Source organism: Nostoc sp. DedQUE04 (assembly GCF_034530995.1).
Taxonomy (GTDB): Bacteria; Cyanobacteriota; Cyanobacteriia; order Cyanobacteriales; family Nostocaceae; genus Nostoc.
The window spans coordinates 12,937-32,513 of the sequence record NZ_JAVRCA010000064.1 but is presented as its reverse complement, the minus strand read 5'-3'; the positions used below and the strand labels follow the sequence as shown (position 1 = coordinate 32,513).

20 protein-coding genes are annotated in these 19,577 nt (G+C 41.8%); 7 read left to right on the top strand and 13 right to left on the bottom strand.

From position 1 onward, the window contains the following. Nucleotides 1-22 precede the first annotated feature (22 nt). The 11 genes from RM049_RS31115 to gvpN form a co-directional block, all read right to left on the bottom strand. Nucleotides 23-556 carry a chemotaxis protein CheW gene (locus RM049_RS31115; protein WP_322673878.1) on the bottom strand — a complete coding sequence of 178 codons (534 nt, stop codon included), beginning with the start codon at nt 554-556 and terminating at the stop codon, nt 23-25. Between the two features lie 14 nt (nt 557-570). Beyond that, nucleotides 571-933: a response regulator transcription factor gene (locus RM049_RS31110; RefSeq protein WP_322651336.1), complete on the bottom strand. Its 363-nt coding sequence runs from the start codon at nt 931-933 to the stop codon at nt 571-573. 119 nt (nt 934-1,052) lie between these two features. Beyond that, nucleotides 1,053-2,462 carry a response regulator gene (locus tag RM049_RS31105; RefSeq protein ID WP_322706913.1) on the bottom strand — a complete coding sequence of 470 codons (1,410 nt, stop codon included), beginning with the start codon at nt 2,460-2,462 and terminating at the stop codon, nt 1,053-1,055. A 432-nt stretch (nt 2,463-2,894) separates the two neighbouring features. Continuing rightward, a complete protein-coding gene (locus RM049_RS31100) occupies nt 2,895-3,590 on the bottom strand; it encodes a gas vesicle protein GvpC (protein ID WP_322673880.1) in 696 nt (231 codons plus the stop codon). A 75-nt stretch (nt 3,591-3,665) separates the two neighbouring features. Next, on the bottom strand, nt 3,666-3,887 hold the full coding sequence (gene gvpA, locus RM049_RS31095; RefSeq protein WP_163931998.1) for a gas vesicle structural protein GvpA: 222 nt from the start codon (nt 3,885-3,887) through the stop codon (nt 3,666-3,668). 240 nt (nt 3,888-4,127) lie between these two features. Continuing rightward, entirely contained in the window at nt 4,128-4,817 is a 690-nt protein-coding gene (locus RM049_RS31090; protein ID WP_322706912.1) for a GvpL/GvpF family gas vesicle protein, read from the bottom strand. A gap of 283 nt (nt 4,818-5,100) precedes the next feature. After that, a complete protein-coding gene (locus RM049_RS31085; RefSeq protein WP_322706911.1) occupies nt 5,101-6,918 on the bottom strand; it encodes an AAA family ATPase in 1,818 nt (605 codons plus the stop codon). 95 nt (nt 6,919-7,013) lie between these two features. Beyond that, nucleotides 7,014-7,763 carry a GvpL/GvpF family gas vesicle protein gene (locus RM049_RS31080; protein ID WP_322690750.1) on the bottom strand — a complete coding sequence of 250 codons (750 nt, stop codon included), beginning with the start codon at nt 7,761-7,763 and terminating at the stop codon, nt 7,014-7,016. A gap of 223 nt (nt 7,764-7,986) precedes the next feature. After that, nucleotides 7,987-8,424: a gas vesicle protein K gene (locus RM049_RS31075; protein ID WP_322673884.1), complete on the bottom strand. Its 438-nt coding sequence runs from the start codon at nt 8,422-8,424 to the stop codon at nt 7,987-7,989. Further along, the gene (locus RM049_RS31070; RefSeq protein WP_322706910.1) at nt 8,411-8,761 is read right to left on the bottom strand and encodes a gas vesicle protein; all 351 of its coding nucleotides are present in this window, start codon (nt 8,759-8,761) and stop codon (nt 8,411-8,413) included. The genes RM049_RS31075 and RM049_RS31070 overlap by 14 nt, the downstream gene beginning before the upstream one ends. Next, on the bottom strand, nt 8,758-9,930 hold the full coding sequence (gvpN, locus tag RM049_RS31065; protein ID WP_322706909.1) for a gas vesicle protein GvpN: 1,173 nt from the start codon (nt 9,928-9,930) through the stop codon (nt 8,758-8,760). The genes RM049_RS31070 and gvpN overlap by 4 nt, the downstream gene beginning before the upstream one ends. Nucleotides 9,931-10,141: 211 nt before the next feature. Here gvpN and RM049_RS31060 point away from each other — a divergent pair, with 211 nt between their 5' ends. The 5 genes from RM049_RS31060 to RM049_RS31040 all read left to right on the top strand — a co-directional run bounded on the left by RM049_RS31060 (nt 10,142) and on the right by RM049_RS31040 (nt 12,362). Then, nucleotides 10,142-10,393 (top strand): gas vesicle protein GvpG, encoded by a 252-nt coding sequence (locus RM049_RS31060; RefSeq protein ID WP_322706908.1) that lies wholly within the window; start codon nt 10,142-10,144, stop codon nt 10,391-10,393. Between the two features lie 123 nt (nt 10,394-10,516). Then, the gene (locus tag RM049_RS31055; RefSeq protein WP_322706907.1) at nt 10,517-10,834 is read left to right on the top strand and encodes a hypothetical protein; all 318 of its coding nucleotides are present in this window, start codon (nt 10,517-10,519) and stop codon (nt 10,832-10,834) included. After that, nucleotides 10,831-11,196, top strand: a complete 366-nt coding sequence (locus RM049_RS31050) for a retroviral-like aspartic protease family protein (protein WP_322706906.1) — start codon at nt 10,831-10,833, stop codon at nt 11,194-11,196. The genes RM049_RS31055 and RM049_RS31050 overlap by 4 nt, the downstream gene beginning before the upstream one ends. Before the next feature lie 2 nt (nt 11,197-11,198). Next, nucleotides 11,199-11,600: a hypothetical protein gene (locus tag RM049_RS31045; protein ID WP_322706905.1), complete on the top strand. Its 402-nt coding sequence runs from the start codon at nt 11,199-11,201 to the stop codon at nt 11,598-11,600. A gap of 399 nt (nt 11,601-11,999) precedes the next feature. Continuing rightward, on the top strand, nt 12,000-12,362 hold the full coding sequence (locus tag RM049_RS31040; RefSeq protein WP_322706904.1) for a hypothetical protein: 363 nt from the start codon (nt 12,000-12,002) through the stop codon (nt 12,360-12,362). 185 nt (nt 12,363-12,547) lie between these two features. On the opposite strand, the gene RM049_RS31035 is transcribed toward RM049_RS31040, so the two are convergent. Both RM049_RS31035 and RM049_RS31030 read right to left on the bottom strand, forming a co-directional pair. After that, entirely contained in the window at nt 12,548-12,832 is a 285-nt protein-coding gene (locus RM049_RS31035) for a hypothetical protein (protein ID WP_322706903.1), read from the bottom strand. A gap of 45 nt (nt 12,833-12,877) precedes the next feature. Continuing rightward, on the bottom strand, nt 12,878-14,776 hold the full coding sequence (locus tag RM049_RS31030) for an ArsA family ATPase (protein ID WP_322706902.1): 1,899 nt from the start codon (nt 14,774-14,776) through the stop codon (nt 12,878-12,880). 409 nt (nt 14,777-15,185) lie between these two features. Here RM049_RS31030 and RM049_RS31025 point away from each other — a divergent pair, with 409 nt between their 5' ends. Next, nucleotides 15,186-18,434, top strand: coding sequence for a WD40 repeat domain-containing protein (locus RM049_RS31025; protein WP_322706901.1), 3,249 nt, complete (start codon nt 15,186-15,188; stop codon nt 18,432-18,434). Nucleotides 18,435-18,888: 454 nt separating this feature from the next. Next, nucleotides 18,889-19,536 carry a histidine phosphatase family protein gene (locus tag RM049_RS31020; protein WP_322675659.1) on the top strand — a complete coding sequence of 216 codons (648 nt, stop codon included), beginning with the start codon at nt 18,889-18,891 and terminating at the stop codon, nt 19,534-19,536. Nucleotides 19,537-19,577 lie beyond the last annotated feature (41 nt).

Below are 19,577 nucleotides of genomic sequence, written 5' to 3'. Positions count from 1 at the left end.
AGAAGGCAGGAAGCTCTGAACTTTAAAGAGACTGAAGGGCTTGAATCACAACATGGGTGTCAATTAACATCAAAGGGCTACCTTGAGAATCCACAAAGTAACCCTGCAAGAACGAGCCTAGTCGGGCAGGTAACATCGATGCCGAAACCGCTAACCGCTCTTGGGGGTCATAAACTTCAATGCTATTGACTTGCTCCACCAACAGCCCGACGGTTTGATTCTGGACTTGAACGAGCATCGCCATGCCAGAGCTACGCACACTTTCTCGCCGACACCAGTGTGTTGCTCCCAACAAACTTGCTAAATCAAGAATCCAGATAGCTTCTCCCCGCCAATTCATGATGCCTAACAAGAATTCTGCTACCTGGGGTACTGGCAAAATCTCGGTCAGCGCAACCTGAATTACTCCCCGCAAATCAGCTAGTGGGAGTAAACCATTCACCTTTCCATTCAACGGAAATCTTAAAAACCTCTGGTTGTTTCCTTGGGGAGAGTTTTCAAGTCGAAATTGGCTATTAATAGGTAGCGCTCTAAAGCTATCATTGCCCTGTACCATTGCCCCAGTTTCCTTTAGCGAATAAATTTATTAACAGTCTGGAGCAAGGTATTTTCATCTACAGGTTTGACTAAATAGCCATCAGCACCACTCATATTGCCCCAAGTTCTATCAACATCTGTGTTTTTAGTTGAGCAAATCACTACCGGGATTGCTTTTGTTGTCGGATCGGCTTTCAACTTGCGGCAGAACTCAAATCCACTTTGACCTGGCAAAATCAAATCCAGTAGAATCAAGTCAGGTTTTTGTTGTTTCAAGCGCAGTTGAGCCTCTTCACCACTGCGAACTTCATAAACTGAATATCCTCCTTGCTCCAGGTAACGTGTCATCTTTTCGGATTCTGTGAGGCTATCTTCAACTAAAAGAACTTTTTTCATTTTTATTTCCTAGCTATTTAATTCAGATTTTGAAACATGATTGCGACAAATGAATTAACATCCAAAATCTGTTTTGAAAATGGGTGTAGAGGAGCTACTGGCATGATTGTCGCTTCAATCTAAACGTTTAAATACTTGTGAAGCACATTGAGTACTTTGTCTGCTTCTACGGGTTTACCCAAAAAGTCAGTTGCCCCTACTAATTTTGCTCGCATCCGATCTACTATTCCATCCTTCCCCGTTAAGATGACAACCGGCACATCTTTAAGACTTGGAGTTTTACGGATTTGAGAACAAATTTCATAACCATTCACTTTTGGCATCAAAAGATCCAAAAAAATGAAGTCGGGCTTGCTTTTAATTAGCTTTAAAACTGCCGTCAAAGAGTCTTGAATGCCAATAAAGCGATAATTTTGATGGGTAAGAATTTCCTCCAAACTGCGACAGATTGTCGGACTATCATCCACACAGGCTACTAAAGGTCTGGAGACATCAATAATTGCTTTGCTAGCTGCTGGGGGAGCAACTTGTATAACAGTGTTCTCTTCTGTCTTCAGTGAAGAATTGGAATGATTAACTGCACTCGACGGAGTGACAATTTGTTTGCTAGTCGCGGGGGGTGCAACTTGTATAACAGTGTTCTCTTCTGTCTTCAGTGAAGAATTGGGATTATTAACTGCACTCGACGGCGTGACAATTTGTTTGCTAGTCGCTGGGGGAGCAACTTGTATAACAGTGTTCTCTTCTGTCTTCAATGAAGAATTAGGATTATTAACTGCACTGGAGGGCTTGCCAGTTTCTTGACTAATCCCAACCTTCCTGGGGCTTGGGGTGGGTGAAAAAGCGATCGCCCCTGTTTTTACCAATGGCATCAAGAACCGAGACAAAACTAAGGCATCCCGACCGCTTTTTTGCCCTAAACCTCGTAAAGTTTTTGTGCCATCAACTAGAGAAATAATCTGTTTAGAGGATGCTTGTCCTTGGAGTAGTTCAAGTTGTTGAATAACAGGATATAAATTAGGCGAGTAACTTGCTAATCCTGCATCTCGCCATTCTTGCCAGACTTGTGTAGCCTGTTTTAATACTTCCTCAGTTGGTAGTACAGCTAGGAGAAACCCAGGAACTGCACCAACAACGGTAGTAGGTGACAACTGCCCTGCTGGATTGTTGCCATTTCTTTTGGCTTCAACGTACTGGATTATATCAAACAGGACTTCAGCTATTAAGCTTGTAATCAGGCTAACAAGTTGTTGTTGTTCGATTAATTTTTGTTCTCGCAATTTACTAAGAATGCAATACTCGCGATAACTTTCCTGGGGAGAGACAAGCCCCTCCAACTTTGCCACATCCAGATTAGGACAGTATTGCGACAAGTGCCGTCGCCATCGCTCATCGGCATTAGAACCGCCACCCTGCCAAATTAATCGTCCTAAACGAAAATATAGCGTCCAAGTCGGCCCGTCCCTGGCTTCAAGATTCAGCCTACCTGTGAATAATTTAGTTTGAAGTTGCTCGATCAATTGATTCACAATGGATCGCACCTCCTTGTATATCTTGAGTTTTGCATTTAGATTAGAATTTATCAAACAATCCAGCTTACTAACCTCATTTTGCGATCGCCAATAGCACAGTTCAAAACCTCGATCGAGCTACCCCAGCTTGTTATATCCCTTTCCAATCCGGACATTTTGAAAGTTCAAAGCTGGAAGCTCGAACAAAGATTTAAGCTCTTTTTTTAATTAGAAATAAGTTATCTATATTAGTTTTGCAACGTTACATATACTGAGACAATTGCTTGTCAATACAGACCTTAAAAAAAGATGGAAATTTTGAATACTACAAAGCATATACCAGCTTTAATGTTTATCGATTGCGTGCTATGCCTCCTGAAGGCAAAAGACACAAGCGATCGCAAGAGCCGCTAGTCTGCAATTACAAAAAATGAGCTGGAATCAAATTTGTTAAGAAATTGCTTGTTGCCGAATAAAGTATTGGCGATCGCGTTGTTCTAGTACTCCTTGCTTGATCAAGGAGCGCAGGATATCTATCGTTTGCACCCTGGTTAAGCCAATCACTTCTTCAATTTCTATTAAAGTAGCTCCTTGGGCTTGCTGAATATATTGCTGCACTTTAGATTTAGTATCTGCATTCGATTCAGGCACTTTTCTAGTCATGGTATTGACGGAAGGACGAAAACCAGTGGCTTTAATTCCAGAACGAGAGATTGACCATTTTGGAACCGTTGCCACTAATTTTTCTGTTTTAGCAGAAGGTGGGGCAACTACTTGTTCATGAGTGCGGTCGCCCCAAACACTTTTATGTAAAATTGCTCGGAAATTTTGCAAATCTTGAAATAATGTCTGAGCCTTTGCTGTCCTCTGTTGGCGGTATTCTTGCTGGCGTTGGCAGACATCTGTTTTTATTTGCAATATTTCTAATTGCCGTTCTACAATCTCTTGCTGAAATTGCTGCTGTTGTAACTTTCTGTTGTGGTGAAGACTAGTAACAGAACTGCTCAATTCTTGATGAAGTAAATCTGCTTCCAACTGCAATTCTTGTTGAGTTAGCTGTTTCCACTGGTTAACTTGTTGACGGCGTTCAGCAGTTATTTGCAATCGCTGCGATCGCTCTTGTTCCCACAAATTTTTGAGAGCCATCAGCTGAATTCTCCTATTTTGTTAACTAGAAACATTAAATGGGAGCCATGAAGACTCCCTTTTTATAATGTGCTATTAAGCAGCAGATGGAACAGCAGCCTGAGATGTTAAACCAACTGCCTCGGCATATCTTAAGTAAGTTTCAACTGAAGCAATTACAATCCGAGCTTCGATTGATAGCAGTTCAATACCAACTAAAGAAACACGTACCCAAGCATCAACTACAATTCCTTTGTCCAAAATCCGGTCAATAACTTCAGCTAGACTAGAAGATGAGTTAACTTTTTCAACAGCCATTTTCTTTTACTCTCACAACTCTGATTATTGGTTTCATCTTGCTCTGATTGAGCAGTAGGTAAAAATTACACAATGTGTTTTATTCTTCCTGAGTTTAGTGTTCCCAAAAATATGAGATAAATATAATAAAATAAAAAAAATATTAAAAAGTTAACAATATTTTTTTAGAAAAAAATTAAAGAAATAATCAGCCCATCTTCATTTTTTCTGGGAAAGTTATAATTATTATTTTTTATGAATTTATCTGAGAGTATTTTTTAGAAAATGATAGGGTGGCAGAGGTTCACTGAGTGCCAATTGCCAGTGCGAGCATTGTACCTGCCAGAGGTAAAGCTGCTGCGTACTGAGCGTTGAATCGTTGCGCTGTGCCAAAAAGTGGATTTGCCGCACATCTGCCTGTCGAGTTTCACAGATCACATCTGTGTATGTTTTGAGAATTGACTGATTCAAGAGTTCCCACTGTTCGGATTGTTGTGCTTGAAATGCTTGCTGTGTTTGGTAGCGTTGTTTTTTCGCTAATAAATAGGCTTTTCCTCTAGCATCAATAGTGTCAGACTCATCAAGCAAAGAACTGGGTGTCAATTTTAAAGTGTACTCAACTTTGTCTGCTAGCTGAGTAAGGGTTTCTAGATATTGCTCTTGGTGCTGTTCTAGATGATTCAGCAGTTTTTCTTGCGAGGTAAAACCGCTGCCAAAGCGTAAGGGAAGAAGGGGAGTTTGTTGAAAGAGTTCTCGAATCACGCGATCGTGGATTAATACAGCTTGAAGTAAACGCTCATCTGTTGCTTGTATTCCCTCTACTGAGATTTCCGGTTCTACGATCGCACCTAAACCAGAACAGTAAACGAGTTCGGTATTCCTTTCCATTCCAAAAGGTAGAACAAGCTCTGATGCGGTGGGTACTAGAAGAGCATAGGCGTATACTGACATAAACTTGGGATACTTATTAAGTAATTAAGTTTGTACACATGAAGTTCTCTGGGACACTTATTTTTACATCAAAGGTGTTTCCAAAGAGTAAGTATCGCTGTGTGCAACGTTCTCTCAAACCTAACCCCCAGCCCCTTCCCTACTAGCGTTGAAGAGCAAGAATCAAAGTTTCTCTCCCTGTGGCGGAGAGGTTTGGAGAGGGGTTCTAAGGATAAGTTGTACATCGCGTTAAGTAGCTTCTGTTGTTAACTTCTGCGTTGTTTCAAATAAGAGACTATTCAGATTAGTGCTGATTAGCAAGCATTTGATATGTAACTTGGAAATCATCATTTGTAATCTGAATCAGGCTGGAGTCAGTCAATCCCTGGGCGCGGTATCGACGAATTGCGCTTAAAGCAGCTTGATTGCTCAACAAAGCCAAGTCTGCGCCATTCCAATCTTCGGTAACTGTCGCCCAGGTTTCTAAATCGACATCAAGCAAGGGACGATCTAGATTGTGAACTCGTAAAATCGCTAATCGGCTGGCTCTATCTGGTAGATCGATTTTGATTTGTAAGTCCAATCTTCCGGCTCTGAGTAAAGCAGGATCGAGGGTTTCTGGACGATTGGTTGCTCCTACTAACAATACTTTAGGGCATTCATGCAACCCATCCAGTTCGGTGAGTAGTTGACCGACAACGCGATCGCTAACTCCAGAATCACCAGTGAATCTTCCCCGTGCTGGTGCTAAGGTATCAATTTCATCTACAAACACAACGCAAGGCGCTGCTTGTCGAGCTTTGCGAAAGAGTTCTCTAACTGCTTGTTCTGCGGCTCCTACCCATCGGCTGAGTAATTCCGGGCCATTCACAGCAATAAAGTTGGCTCTAGCTTGCGAAGCGATCGCTTTTGCCAGTAATGTTTTTCCCGTTCCCGGCGGCCCCCACAACAGAATCCCACGGGGAGGCTTGGCTTTGGTTTGCTCGTATAGTTCGGGATAAAGGAGTGCGCCCTCTACAGATTCTTGAAGTTTTTGTTTAACATCATCCAAACCACCAATGTCATCCCAACTGACACTTGGTGCTTCAACTGCTACATCCCTGAGAACTGAGGGTTTTATCTCCTTAATTGCTTCTAGAAAATCCTGCTGCATAACAGCCATGTTCTCAGGAATGGGACTGTTGAGCGAGGGGACTTGACGACGTAGGGCAATGTAGGCTGCTTTTTGACAAAGAGCTTTGATATCGGCACCGACAAAACCGACAGCCAAATCAGCGATCGCTCCTAAATTAACCGCAGTCTCCAAGGGCATGGCACTTGTCAAAATCGTCAGTATTTCTAATCGTCCATTGCGATCGGGAACCCGAAACTGAACTTCGCGATCGAAGCGTCCCGGACGACGAAGCGCCGGATCGAGATAATCGGGACGATTTGTTGCCGCTAATACAAGTACGCCCTCCGTTTTGGCAAATCCATCCATTAACCCAAGCAACTGCGCCACTAGTCTTTTTTCAACTTCGCCTTCCACTTGGCTGCGATCTGGGGCAAGGCTGTCAATTTCATCAATAAATATTAGGCAGGGAGCAGAACGAGTTGCTTTCTCAAAAATACTTCGTAAACGAGCTTCTGCTTCCCCGTAATACTTGCTCATCACCTCTGGGCCATTGATGGCAATGTAGTTTAACTCTAACTCTTCTGCCAAAACACGGGCTGTTAAAGTTTTTCCGGTACCGGGCGGGCCAACTAGCAAAACCCCACACGGAGGCTCTAACCCTAATTTAACCAATAAATCTGGACGTTTAAGGGGAATTTCAACTAACTCTCTGATTTCCTTGAGAACATCAGCCAAGCCGCCGACACCTTGCCAAGAAGCTTTTGAGTTCTTGTTAGCTGATGGGGTGGTGACATCATCAGCATTATCCATTGGTGCAGCTGCATCAGTAGAATTGGCTCGAACTCGGCTGGAACTAGTTTTTCTCGGAATATTGCCTTGCCGGGGAATACTGCTGAGATTATGAGAGCGAATTTCAATAGAAGTTTTTAACTCTCCTTTCTCTACTTTTTCTTCTAAAGCTTTGGCAATTTCTAATAGCTGTTCAAATCCTTTAAATATGTCGTCCATTGATTTTACTTAAATAAAATGTATATAAAAATTCACAAGTTTCAATAATTTTTCATTATCAATTTTTACTGCTATTCACAGTGAAAAAAATTAATTCATTTGGAAATCAATAATCGAAGACGAGCAAAATTAAAGGGGGCAGTAAAATTGTTGTAGCGAATTCGCAAACGGTTTTCAAATTGACGATCGAGTGCTTCAACGTGTTCGCTAAATTGTGATTCTGCTTCCCAAGGAATTAGGTAGGCTGCATTGTAGATCATTGTGTCCATTTGGGGAGTATTTTCCACCATATCGAGAGCAATGGAGTTGAGCGTGCCTTGAAATACATCTATGATGCCTTGCTTGCGATCGCTCATTCCCCGTTCGATGGCTTGCCCTATTTGGATCGCTTGCTCCATACTCAAGGGTTGACCCACTAGCTTATCCCTTTCAGTTTTGAGATTTGGATTTTCTGCTAACAATCCCTGAATTTCTGCCTCAGTATCCCAAAAAACTTTGACACTAACTTCTCGACAACCCGATAACTTCGCAAGCAATTGCGTCAATTCTTCTTGATGAGGACGAATTAATTGCTCTGAAACCGTTTCCCAGCTTGAAATCAAAAGTCCAAATTGCATGGGTAATAAATTGCGATCGCCTGCTTCCATGATGTCCTCAAGGACTTTCTCATGACTTAGCAGGTTACGGCGGCTTGCCAAATAACGCTCTTGCTGTGCTTCGGAGTAAATGACTGCAAAACCATCCAAAATTTTAATTTGTACAGGTTGCCGATCTATGCCCTGTAAATTTAAATTTTGTGGAGCGGGCAAGGTCAAAATTCCGTAAATGTAAAAGCCATAACTCATAAGAATGTATTACCAAGAAGAATATAGATAAAAAAGTTACCAAAAACAGGGTGTGGGGTGTTGGGTGTAGGGATTAGAAAATCCTTGTATGAGTGGGTTTAGAGCTTACCAAAAAAGAAGAATTATACCGAATGAAAGTGGCACGAGGTATAAGGTGTCCAAGTTTTCAATCCCACGCTTTTAACCCTGGGTTCCCTACACCCTACACCCTACCCCCTACACCCTATGAAAGGGGTTTAGAAGTGAGTACTAATCTTAACTTGGCATGAACTAAGCTTAATTGAGCCAGTCCTAAGTCCAAGTCACCCTCAACCACAACACCCGTATTTAATAGGCGATCGAGGAGTTCTAGAATAGAGGGTTGACTAGAGGTTTCACCGGGGTAGTATCCTCCAGATTGGGGAAGTAAATTTCCCATTTCACCCAAGTTAATATTTAGATCGGCTGGGTCAATATCAAATATCTCGCAAAGCTGAACAACTTGCTGTTCAAGCTTTTGCAGGCTTTCGGCAGCTCGATCTAGTTCAGAATCGCTGAGGTTGCCAGCATCCATTCGCCGAATCACCTGAGCTTCCATGAGTTGGCGTATCAGTTCAACAACCGTCAGTAACAACGGCGCTAAACCTGAATCGGAACCTTTTGATTTGCTAATCGCCTGCATTCTGATTATTAATAGGATTGACTGCTTTAAGCGATCGCAGTTCTGTTTCTAGACTGGCAACACGCTCTTGAAGTTGTTGATTAGTTGTTAATAAGGAACGAGCTTGACTATTGAGGTAGGGGTCGCTTTCCCACCAGTTAATTCCAATCTCTTTGGCTTTATCAACAGAAGAAATCAACAAACGAATTCGGATGTTGAGCAGTTCTGTGGAGCCGACGGAAACAGAAATATCTCCTGCTATCACAATGCCTTTATCTAGAACCCGTTCTAGAATATCTGCCAAGGTAGAACCTTGAGTTGATGTGGTGATAGCTCCCCGATTAGTATTAGTACTCATTTGTTTATTAAATGGCCAGAATCAAAAGCAAGTGTCTGTGAGATGTTCTGCGGCTCGGCATTGCCCTGCATTTGTACTAATACTCCCTGCTCTCTGAGAGACTTGAGTGCAGCTACAATTTGACTGCGATCGATCCCTAACTCTACTGCCAATTCAGAGAAACGCCTTCCTGGAGAATTGCACAGGTAGTTGTAGACTTCATGCTCGTAAGGTACTCGTTGTTCCAATACAATCTGATTTTGGCTGTCTGGTATGATCTCAGTCGGCTGAGATTGAGTATTTGTACTATGATGCAATTCACTCAAAACCTCTTCCAGTAGCCGAGTTGCTTCTATCAGAGGTTGATTCGTGCGAGAAAGCAGGATATCGGCACAAATATCTTGGAAGTAAGAATCTCCGAAATTGATGGAAATTTCGTGTTCGTGGCAGATTCTAGCAATCATCAGACAAGAACGTAATCCACCGCCCAGCCCAGAGCCAGATCGACTCCAAAACATCCGCACTAAGCGCACGATTTTGTCTGCTTTCTCAGAATCTATGCCTGTTTTATGAACTACAATTTCCTGCTGAGTTAGTTCATCAGGTGGAGGCATATCGATGGTAATAACACGATCCATCAAAGCATCCTGAGTTGCATGAACTCCACAATACTCTTGAGGATTTGATGTTAAAATTGCCCGAAACTTAGGATGAACCCTGATATACTCTGCTCGCTGTTGATTTGTTGGCAATACCAACAACCTCTCCTCAAGTACGGAGAGTAAAACGTTATTTACCTCCGGGTGCGATCGATTGAATTCGTCGTAAACCAGCGTAAATCCTTCTTTACAAGCTAGAGTTAATCGGGCATCAACCCAGTGTTGCCGAAGTTCATCCTCAACTTTCACAACGCTGTGGATGAAATTATCAACAACCTTTTTGCGGGTATAACCTAATTGATTACCAATCAAGTCTGAGGTTTTAAACTCATCATCTCCAAATAAGAGGATGATAGGCTGGTTGAGCAAATCAGCTAGATGCATTGCCAGAGTAGTTTTTCCGACTCCGGCCGCACCACGTAAATGTACTGAAAAACCCGACTGTAGATAGCGCAAAGCACGTTGAGCGATACGTTGAACAGCAGGGGTATTGACAAATCGTTGGGGAGATGCATTTAATACTGTTGTCAAGCTCTAAGTACCTCGTAAGTAATAATTTTATGTAAAAGTAATTTTTTGCACATCGGGAATATAAAATACAGATGTCAAGAAGCCTTAACTGAACTCAAATCCAACACATTTTGGCATCAACATAAGACTAAGTAATGTTTTATATAATGTCATCAGCAAGATTACGGTCTTGTGAGACGGCTGTAACAAATCTACACAAGTGTAAATTAATATGGTTCTGCGCTTCTTACTATTACCGATTACTGGCCCATTAATGGGGGTAACGTGGCTTGGGGAAAAAATTTTAGAACAAGCAAGTACTGAAATTGATGATAAAGAAAATCTCAGCAAGCAGCTTCTAGCACTCCAACTTGCTTTTGATATGGGAGAACTTTCTGAAGAAGAGTTTGAAATTCAGGAAGAAGCTCTTTTATTAGCGATTCTGGAAGCAGAAAAGCAGGAAGGCGATGAGACACAAGAGTAAGGTAGGAGGTAGAAGGCACAGGAGGAACTACACCCCCGAACGCGAGGCTTTTTTCATCGAATTTAATCTGTGATGTGTGGATAAGAGAAAATATAAGTATTGCGATTCCGAATATAATCAGCCATGACTGAAACCAAACCCACTCGTACCGCACGCAGGGGACGAATATTCCCCGAAATTCAGTGGAATGAAGAACAAAAAGCACGACATGAAGCCGAACGCGAGGCTTTTTACCAACGTTGTAAACCTATTTTTGAGCGAGTCAAATCAGAATTAATTGAAACTCACTACAACTGGTTTGTTGCAGTTGAACCGGATAGTGGAGAATATTTTGTTGATAAAGATTTAGAAGTAGTTTCATTACGGTGTCGCAAACAGCATCCAGGCAAAATACACTATGCTTTTCGGATTAATGAGTCTGGGGCTTGCGGCACAATATGACGATTTCTGGTTTTTTTGGTGATGAGGATGCACTACTTTTTGAAATTAATTTAATCACATCAGATGGATTAGAATTACCTGTTGAGGCGATGTTTGATACAGGTTTTTCGCATTGGTTAGCGATTAATGAGCAAGATATAGATGCACTTGGTTGGGAGCGTTTACGAGAGCAAACAATGCGAACTGCACGCGGGGATGTAAAATTTGAAATCTATGTTGGTCAAGTACTATTTGACGGTCAAGAGTTTGACATACCTGTACATGTTGGCAAAGATTTAACAGAAGTTTTGCTCGGTCGTCAATGGTTAACAAATCGTCGGTTAGTCGTTGATATACAATCGGGTGAATTAACGTTGGGATAACTATGACAAGGCTCGAATTAAAAAATTATCAAGTTTGGCAAGATTTAACTGAAATATTACAAAGTTTAAATGCTAATCTTCTTGTTCAAGAACATCTTGACCAGTGTGATTATAAAGTGTGTGGCTATTGGGATGAACAAGATGAATATTATGAGAAAATTACGTTACCTCGTACTCTCGAAGCCGAATTAGTTAGCAGTTCAATAGGCGTTACTCACGAAGAACGTTTTTTACAACTAAAGTTTTTGCTCATAGCTGATGCTGTTGATAATACAAAAACTGCAAATAGTAATGCTCAAAAACTTGGTGAATTGGTTCTTGTTTATGATGAAAATCTAGAATTTATTGATGAGAATTGGCTTTTAGATGTCGATTCTTCATTCCTTATGAAGCTATCTGGCTAATTTTAGGCAATTGAGTAGAAGTAAGAAATAACTAAGCAACAAATTTTCGTGCCTAGCGTAAAGCTGAATATATAAGGGTTTGAGACAGGCTTTGTTGCCCACCTTTGGGGTATCGCAACGATTTAAAATTCCGCCATTTGCTGTGAAATACTTGATAAATGGTTTTTCTATCTGCAAACTTCGACAGCGCAATCAAGGTGCGAAACATTGGCTCCAAAAGCTCTAATCAGAAAAGCTTTCAACTTGGCATACTTTTATTTTTCTTAGATTTCACTTACCTGACCCAAGGCATGAAGGATGTCAGTTTATAGCCCGATAGCCTAAACATGGGTTGAAGATGACACCAACAGAACAAATTAGTAAAATATAAAACAATTATCCTTTAAGAATAATTGAGGAATGATAAGATTAATTCTATTGACAGCAACAATTGCAGCACTGATAGGAATGATATTTTTTGCGCTTGCTACAGTGCGTTTGAAAAATTTGAATTACGGTTTATTAACATTTTTGTGGTCATTTATTTTTGCTTTACTTGGTTCTGGTATTGGTTTTTTTCTTGGTTGGCTGTGGTATAAATGGACGCTGAAAACTGACCAAAGTTTCTCAAATCCTAACCTGAGTGGTTTAAGTCAGGGAATGATGGCAGGATATTTAATTACTGTTTGGTTATTTTGTGTTCAAACTGGAACCATTCTAGGTGGGATTTGGGGCGGAGTTTGTGGGTTAAAGTATTATCAAACACGTAGTAAACGTACCTGAGCGTCCGCGCTTTTACCCTATCTCGGCTTTCCCCTAAATCCCGATTTTTGACTAATTGAATGCCAGCTAGAACAAAAACGTTCGCTGTTGAAGTGGGATGAAAATTTAGAAAAATATATTTTAGAAGACCACAGCCAATGTTGAGCAAGGAAGTGCGAAGAATAGGCAAGCTGAAATCTTAGTACTTAGTATTCCAATGTTAAGGTTTTGAATTTTGGTGTATTGTCCTCTAAGCCAGTATTTGCTTGCTGATGGAGCGTGTTCTCTTCAGCAATTGTTTGACTGTTTAAAATGGCAAGACGCTGCTGAATCTGATGTCGGCGTGCTTCGAGTTTCTCTAGTTCCTCCTCTAAACGCTCCTTCTCTAACATCATTTTGTAAGCATTTAAGTAAACTGTTGCTTGAGAACGTTGAGGAGGCATTGTGCTAAGTTTGGCTTGAATTTGTCTGCGGTTTGGAGTGCGATGCATAATAAATTTCTCTTTGGGTATGAAAGTATTTAGTCTAATTAGCCGTTAAAATAAACAGGCTGCGGCTGCTTGGATGCGTTCTAAAGGCTGAACTGAGCGAGGAAGCATTGGTAAGCGAACCATTGTCAAACCTGGAAAATTTGTCTCGCAGTCATCGCAATTAATGGTTGCTGTAGAAGTAAAGCGGTTTAGAACAAGGTAATTCTGACTTACACCTATTTCTTGCATAGATTTGAACAAGCGTTGTTGTTCGGCAAGTACGCTTGTCTGGTTAAGCGTAACCCCAATGAACTCTACTTGTTGTGGGTCTTTTAGCACTTTTTGGGCTTTGACCACGCGCTGTCGCAAAGTTCGTAAACGCCCCATAAACTCTGTACGACCAAGGACATTCTGATACTTGATCCAGAGTTTGAAAATCCAAGCTAGCCAGTCTGCTAATGCAGTTGGCATTTCTAGAAAACGCAGAAGATGACCTGTAGGAGCAGTGTCTAAAATAATCAAGTCTTCTTCTTGTTGCTCTAGCAATTCCATTACTGTTAACAGGGAAAGTATTTCATCAATCCCTGGTAAAGCTTGATCGACAATTTTGCGCCAGGCAACAGGAGCATAGGCCATTTCAATGGCTTCGCTTGTTTGGGTTTCGCCACTCATCATTTGGGCCAGTTCCCATAGGTAATCGGCTCTGAATTGATCGACAATGCGATCGCTATCCACTTCCTGACCTCGAAGATTGGCAGTTATTTGATATGGTTCGTGTCCTAAACTCAAACCAAAGGCATCACCTAAGGAGTGGGCTGGATCGATAGAAACCATACGAATTTTGCGATCGGGATGTTGTTGAGCCATAGCCCAACCAATCGCAGCTGCTACTGTGGTCTTGCCTACTCCACCTTTACCGCCAATTAATAACAGGCGGCGACCTTGGGTGAGAAAATCTCCAAAGCTAGGAGGAATTGTTTCCGGCCATTGAACTGGGAGTAGATCGATAGGAAATAGCGGTTCAAGTTGAGGAATATGGATTTGGTCGATCAGATGGCCGAGGGCTAGAATCCCTAAAGGCTCTTTATCTTGCTGTGGCACGATAAAAATCGGCTTTCCGTTAGCAAGAACCGTATACTGACCGATCAGTGGTTGTTGTTCTTGGTAACGATCTGGGTCAGTGGCACTGCCAATAACTTGGTTAACAAACAACCCTCCGCAAGGAACCTGCATGGTTTGTAAGGCTTCTAGGAATCGTTTTGACTCCAACCAACTCATTGGTTCGGCGATCGCAACTAACAAACAAGCAGTATGCTTAGGATCTTGAAGGAGACGGCGACCTTGCGATAGTTCAGCTTTCAGGGTTTGCAAAAAGTCGTCAGCGCGATCGGGTGTGTAACTTCCAGCAAAGGTCTTGCTAATATACCGATGCTTTTCTTGAAACAGTTCCAGAGAGTGGAGGAAAGTGTCTAAAAAATCCATCAATCCAAACAAGTTGAGAGTATGACCGCTAGGAGCCATATCTACTACTACTCGATCTACCTGCTGTTCGTTGAAAAGGCGTTGGATCTCTAACAAACCCATCAATTCGTCCAGTCCAGGCCAATTTAAATCCCAAACTGGAGACAAGTCTTCTCCTTCAACAAAACTACCCCGTTCCACTAGCAGTTCTAATACCTGACCATAACGTTCTTTAAACTTTTGTAGCAGAAGCTTTGCATCCAACGCCCTTACTAGTAGATTGGGTAGTTCTGCTATGGGACGAGGAATGTCATCAACGCTAACTTGTAAGACATCTCCAAGAGAGTGAGCTGGATCGGTTGAGATTAAAAGAATTTGCTCATTGCTAAATTTCTGCGCCCAACGATATGCAAAGGTGCAGGAGATTGTCGTTTTTCCGACTCCACCTTTGCCGCTAAACATAGCAAGGTGTAGGTTATCAAAAAGTTCCATCCCGTTTGTCATTTCCGGCGTTTTAGGATAAAGTTACTACATATTTTTGAAAATTACTTAAGTAATTTTGCTGAATAAATCTATTTAAAACCTTAATCTTTTACAGATGGGATGGGATTTACAAAACTTCTATCCTATAGGCTACCGTGTACACACAAGTGGGAAATAATTGACAAATCCGGGTTTTACCCCACCCTAACCCTCCCCTTTACAAGGGGAGGGAACTATATTTCTTTTTTCCCCCCAATACATCGGGGGGATTAAGGGGGGTAATTCGACTTTTGATTCTATAGGGCGGTGACAGGGAAAGCTTTACAAGAGAATGTGTAATTAATTTTGTTGAGGTACTTACAAAGATTAGCCGAGGAACTATAACTGAGGTAAAGATTTAGCCAGAGATGTCCAAAGGTAAGGAGATAAGATGGTTAACAGTTCTGAAAGCGATATAAATATTGGGTGTAATGTCCAAGGTATTTCTGAATACGACTTTTTTTCTGACAGTAATTTTGAGGACATTCATTATCGTCCGCTTAAAATAGACTCTCCCTACTTAGGACTAAAAACTTTTGAAATTAAAGATAAAGACAAATTTTTTGGTCAGGAAAAGTGGATTGCTAATCTGGGCGATCGCTTAAACCAAGATAATGTTCTCTTGCTTTTAGGAGCATCAGACAGTGGCAAATCCTCATTGATTCGGGCAGGTTTAATTCCTTATTTAGGAAATAATAACAATTCATTAATTAATATAAGTTTTCACCCAGATGAGAATCCTTTTAAATCTCTTTATCAGTGTCTTGCTTTTACTTATGGAAAAAAATCGCCACTAGCGGATATTGCTAGAGAAATAAGAGAAAATACTCTAATTAAGATTGTTACATTACTCAAACAAGATTATCAGTGCGTTCTGATTTTTATTGACCAATTTGAAGAACTTTTTACGAAAACTCAAAAGCCAGAACGGGATAAATTTGTTGATAGTCTCTTTCAATTGTTCCAGCAGCAGGATAGCTCTGTCAAAATTATTTTAACAATGCGGTCTGATTTTTTGGATAAATTTAGTGAGTATCCCCAACTTGCGAAGCTCCACGATCGCTATAGTCGTATACTCACTAGAATGAGCGATCGCGAATTAAAGTTAGCGATCGCTGAACCTGCTGCTAGAATTGGCGTTACCTTTGAACAAGGACTAGTTGAGCAAATTATTCATGATTTTCACCAACAAAATGATTATTTACCACTTCTGGCATACACCTTAGATGTACTGTGGCAAAGGGAAAATATTGCAACCCAGGTTTTGAAGATAAAGACTTATAAAGAACTAAAAGAGCAAATATTTAGTTGTTTCAGCGAACAAGCTAATCAATTTATTAATGCTAGTGTTGGATGGCGCGATCGCCAGGAACAAGAGATTCAAAAGTTAAACCTTGCGCTGACTGAATTAAAACTGCGCGAGCAATCCGCCAGGGTTTTGAATTTACTTCCCGTCCAACCGCTAGAGGGTTTGCTGCTGGCAATTCAAACAATGGGTGAGAATCTAGAGAAATACCCAAACCAGCTTCTAGCTTCTGTTTTGGGAAGCTTAAAGGAAGCAATGAACACACCCACAGAGGCAAATAACTTGCGCGGACACGAGCAAGAGGTGAATTGCGTAGCTTTTAGTCCTGATGGCAAGTTTATTGCTAGTGGCAGTAGTGATTCTACTGTATGCTTATGGAATATCATTAGCAATCCCACTGCCGAATTTTTCTTGGGACACGAGCAAGAGGTTAATTGTCTAGCCTTTAGTCCTGATAGCAAATTTATTGTTAGTGGCAGTATTGACGGAATTTTGTGTTTATGGGATCTACAAGGTAATCTCATTATTCAACCCTGGCAGGGACATGAGGAAGGAGTTATTTCCGTCACCTTTAACCCAAATGGCGATTCTATTGTCAGTGTTGGTTTTGACGGAACGGTGTGTTTGTGGGATTTACAAGGTAATGCCATTACTCAACCTTGGTGCGGACACAAGGAAGGAGTTATTTCCGTCACCTTTAACCCAAATGGCGATGGCTGCGCCAACCCCTCCGGGGTACGCATGATCGCTGTTGGTTTTGACGGAACGGTTTGTTTGTGGGATTTACAAGGTAACGCCATTACTCAACCCTGGCACAAACATGAGGCAAAAATTATTTGCGCCGCCTTTAGCCCCGATCGCAACTTTATTGTCAGTGGTAGCAGTGATTCGACAGTGCGGTTGTGGGACATCCAAGGTAATCCCATCGGTCAACCTTGGCGCGGACATGAAGGAAGTGTAAATTCTGTAGTGTTTAGCCCTGATGGCAAGTTTATTGTTAGTGGTAGTTGCGATCGCACAATACGTTTGTGGAATATTAATGGCAACCCCATGACTCAACCTTGGCGGGGACATGAAGGACAGGTTAATTCCCTAGCCTTTAGTCCCGATGGCAAGCTGATTATTAGTGGTGGCGATAAAACTGTGCGTTTGTGGGAGCTAGATCAAATATTACAAGATCGAGTTATCGGGCGATCGCAGCGCAAATATGAGAATTGGATCAATTCTGTCGCCTTTAGCCCAGATGGCAAGTTTATTATCAGTGCCAGCAATGATTCTACTGTGCGCTTGTGGGATAGCAACGGCAACCCTATTGGTCAACCTTGGCACGGGCATGAAAAAGAAGTTAATTCTGTGGCCTTTAGCCCTGATGGTAAGTGGATTATCAGTGCCAGCAATGATTCGACAGTGCGCTTGTGGGATAGCAACGGCAACTCCATTGGTCAACCTTGGCGCGGGCATGAAAAAGAAGTTAATTCTGTGACCTTTAGCCCTGATGGTCAGTGGATTGTCAGTGCTAGCAATGATTCGACAGTGCGCTTGTGGGATATCAACGGCAACTCCATTGGTCAACCTTGGCACGGGCATGAAAAAGAAGTTAATTCTGTGGTCTTTAGCCCTGATGGTCAATGGATTGTCAGTGCTAGCAATGATTCGACAGTGCGTTTGTGGGATAGCAACGGCAACCCCATTGGTCAACCTTGGCGCGGGCATGAAAAAGAAGTTAATTCTGTGGCCTTTAGCCCTGATGGTCAATGGATTGTCAGTGCCAGTAATGATTCGACAGTGCGTTTGTGGGATAGCAACGGCAACCCCATTGGTCAACCTTGGCGCGGGCATGAAAAAGAAGTTAATTCTGTGGCCTTTAGCCCTGATGGTCAGTGGATTGTCAGTGCCAGCAATGATTCGACAGTGCGCTTGTGGGATATTGACGGCAACTCCATTGGTCAACCTTGGCGCGGGCATGAGTATTGGGTAAATTCCGCAGCTTTTAGCCCTGATGGTAAACTGATTGCCAGTGGTAGTCTTGATGGAACAGTCCGCTTGTGGCAGTGTGGGTGGCAAGAATGGTTGCAAGTTTGCTGCAACAGGTTACATTATCATCCCGTCTTTCAAAATCCTGAAAATGGTAGCGATCTAGAAATTGCCCACCAAACTTGTCAAAAATATGTATGGAATCCACAATGCCCTAAACAGTTGAACAACCAAGGTGAGCTACAAGAGAAAGCGTTTTCAGTAGCTTTGGAAAACTTTAAGCAAGCAGTTCAACTTAATTTCACATCACACTGGAAACATCGCCTTGCTTGGCAATCAGTACCCACAGAGAACCAATAACTCGGCTTACGGTTTGTTTAACTGTCTAGCGGGTTCACTGAGGGTGATTTTGGTTGTTCAAATTTGAATTGTTTTGGTATCGATCGTTTAGCTGCTTGTGGTTTTAAGCAAAACATGAGGTGCGATTCGTCCAGCCGAAACTGGAGAAATTCTTGGGATGGCTGGCTTCTCCAAAGTAACTAATACTTACTGTACGTTCGCTTATTTTGAGATGACAATCTAAAGCTGAAGGTATTTAAAATTTTGTCCCTTACTTATTGTTGATGTAGCTTTAAAAAAATGGCGAACAAGGCTTTAAGAAAAGCTACATTGACAGCAATGATAACTTTTTCTAATCATTAGTATTATTAAATATTATTACGATTTTTGTCCTATATTAATATTTGCAGCCGTCCTTGCAGATATCTATATATTTGTTTAGCGGCGAATTCTATTCATCGGAATAATTAAACCCATGAGTCAAATAGTCTGGATAGCAAGACACGCTAACCGCCTCGACTTCGTAAACCCCGATTGGTTTCTTACCGCTGAACGACGCTACGATCCACCCTTGTCTAATGATGGTATGGTGCAGGCACAGCAGTTAGCTAAACGATTAAAAGGAGAAAATATTGGCCATATTTTCGCTTCTCCTTTTCTGCGAACCGTACAAACGGCAAATGCAGTTGCAGAAATGCTCGACTTGCCGATTAAACTCGAAACAGGCTTGAGTGAATGGCTAAATCCAGTTTGGATGACAGAAGAACCCGAAAGACTCTCAACTCCAGCATTAGCAAAATTATTCCCCAGAATTGACACCAGCTATACCTCGCGCATCGCCGCCAAATATCCTGAAACTCACGAAAAAGTGCGAGAACGTTCTGGGCAAACTGCCAGATGTTTAGCTACTGAGTTCTTTCCAGAGGATATCTTGCTAGTCGCACATGGGGCATCTGTGTTGGGGGGAGCAATGGGGCTAGTGGGGGAAATTGCCAAAACAGAAGTTAAAGCTTCTTTATGTTCGTTGGTAAAAGTGGTACGCGAAGATCCAGAATGGTTATTGGAACTAAAGGGAGATACTTCCCATTTAACCCACATAGAAGAAGTGATTCGATTTGCCTAAACCTCTGATAGATATTTGTGTTCATAGCTTCTGGTAGGTTG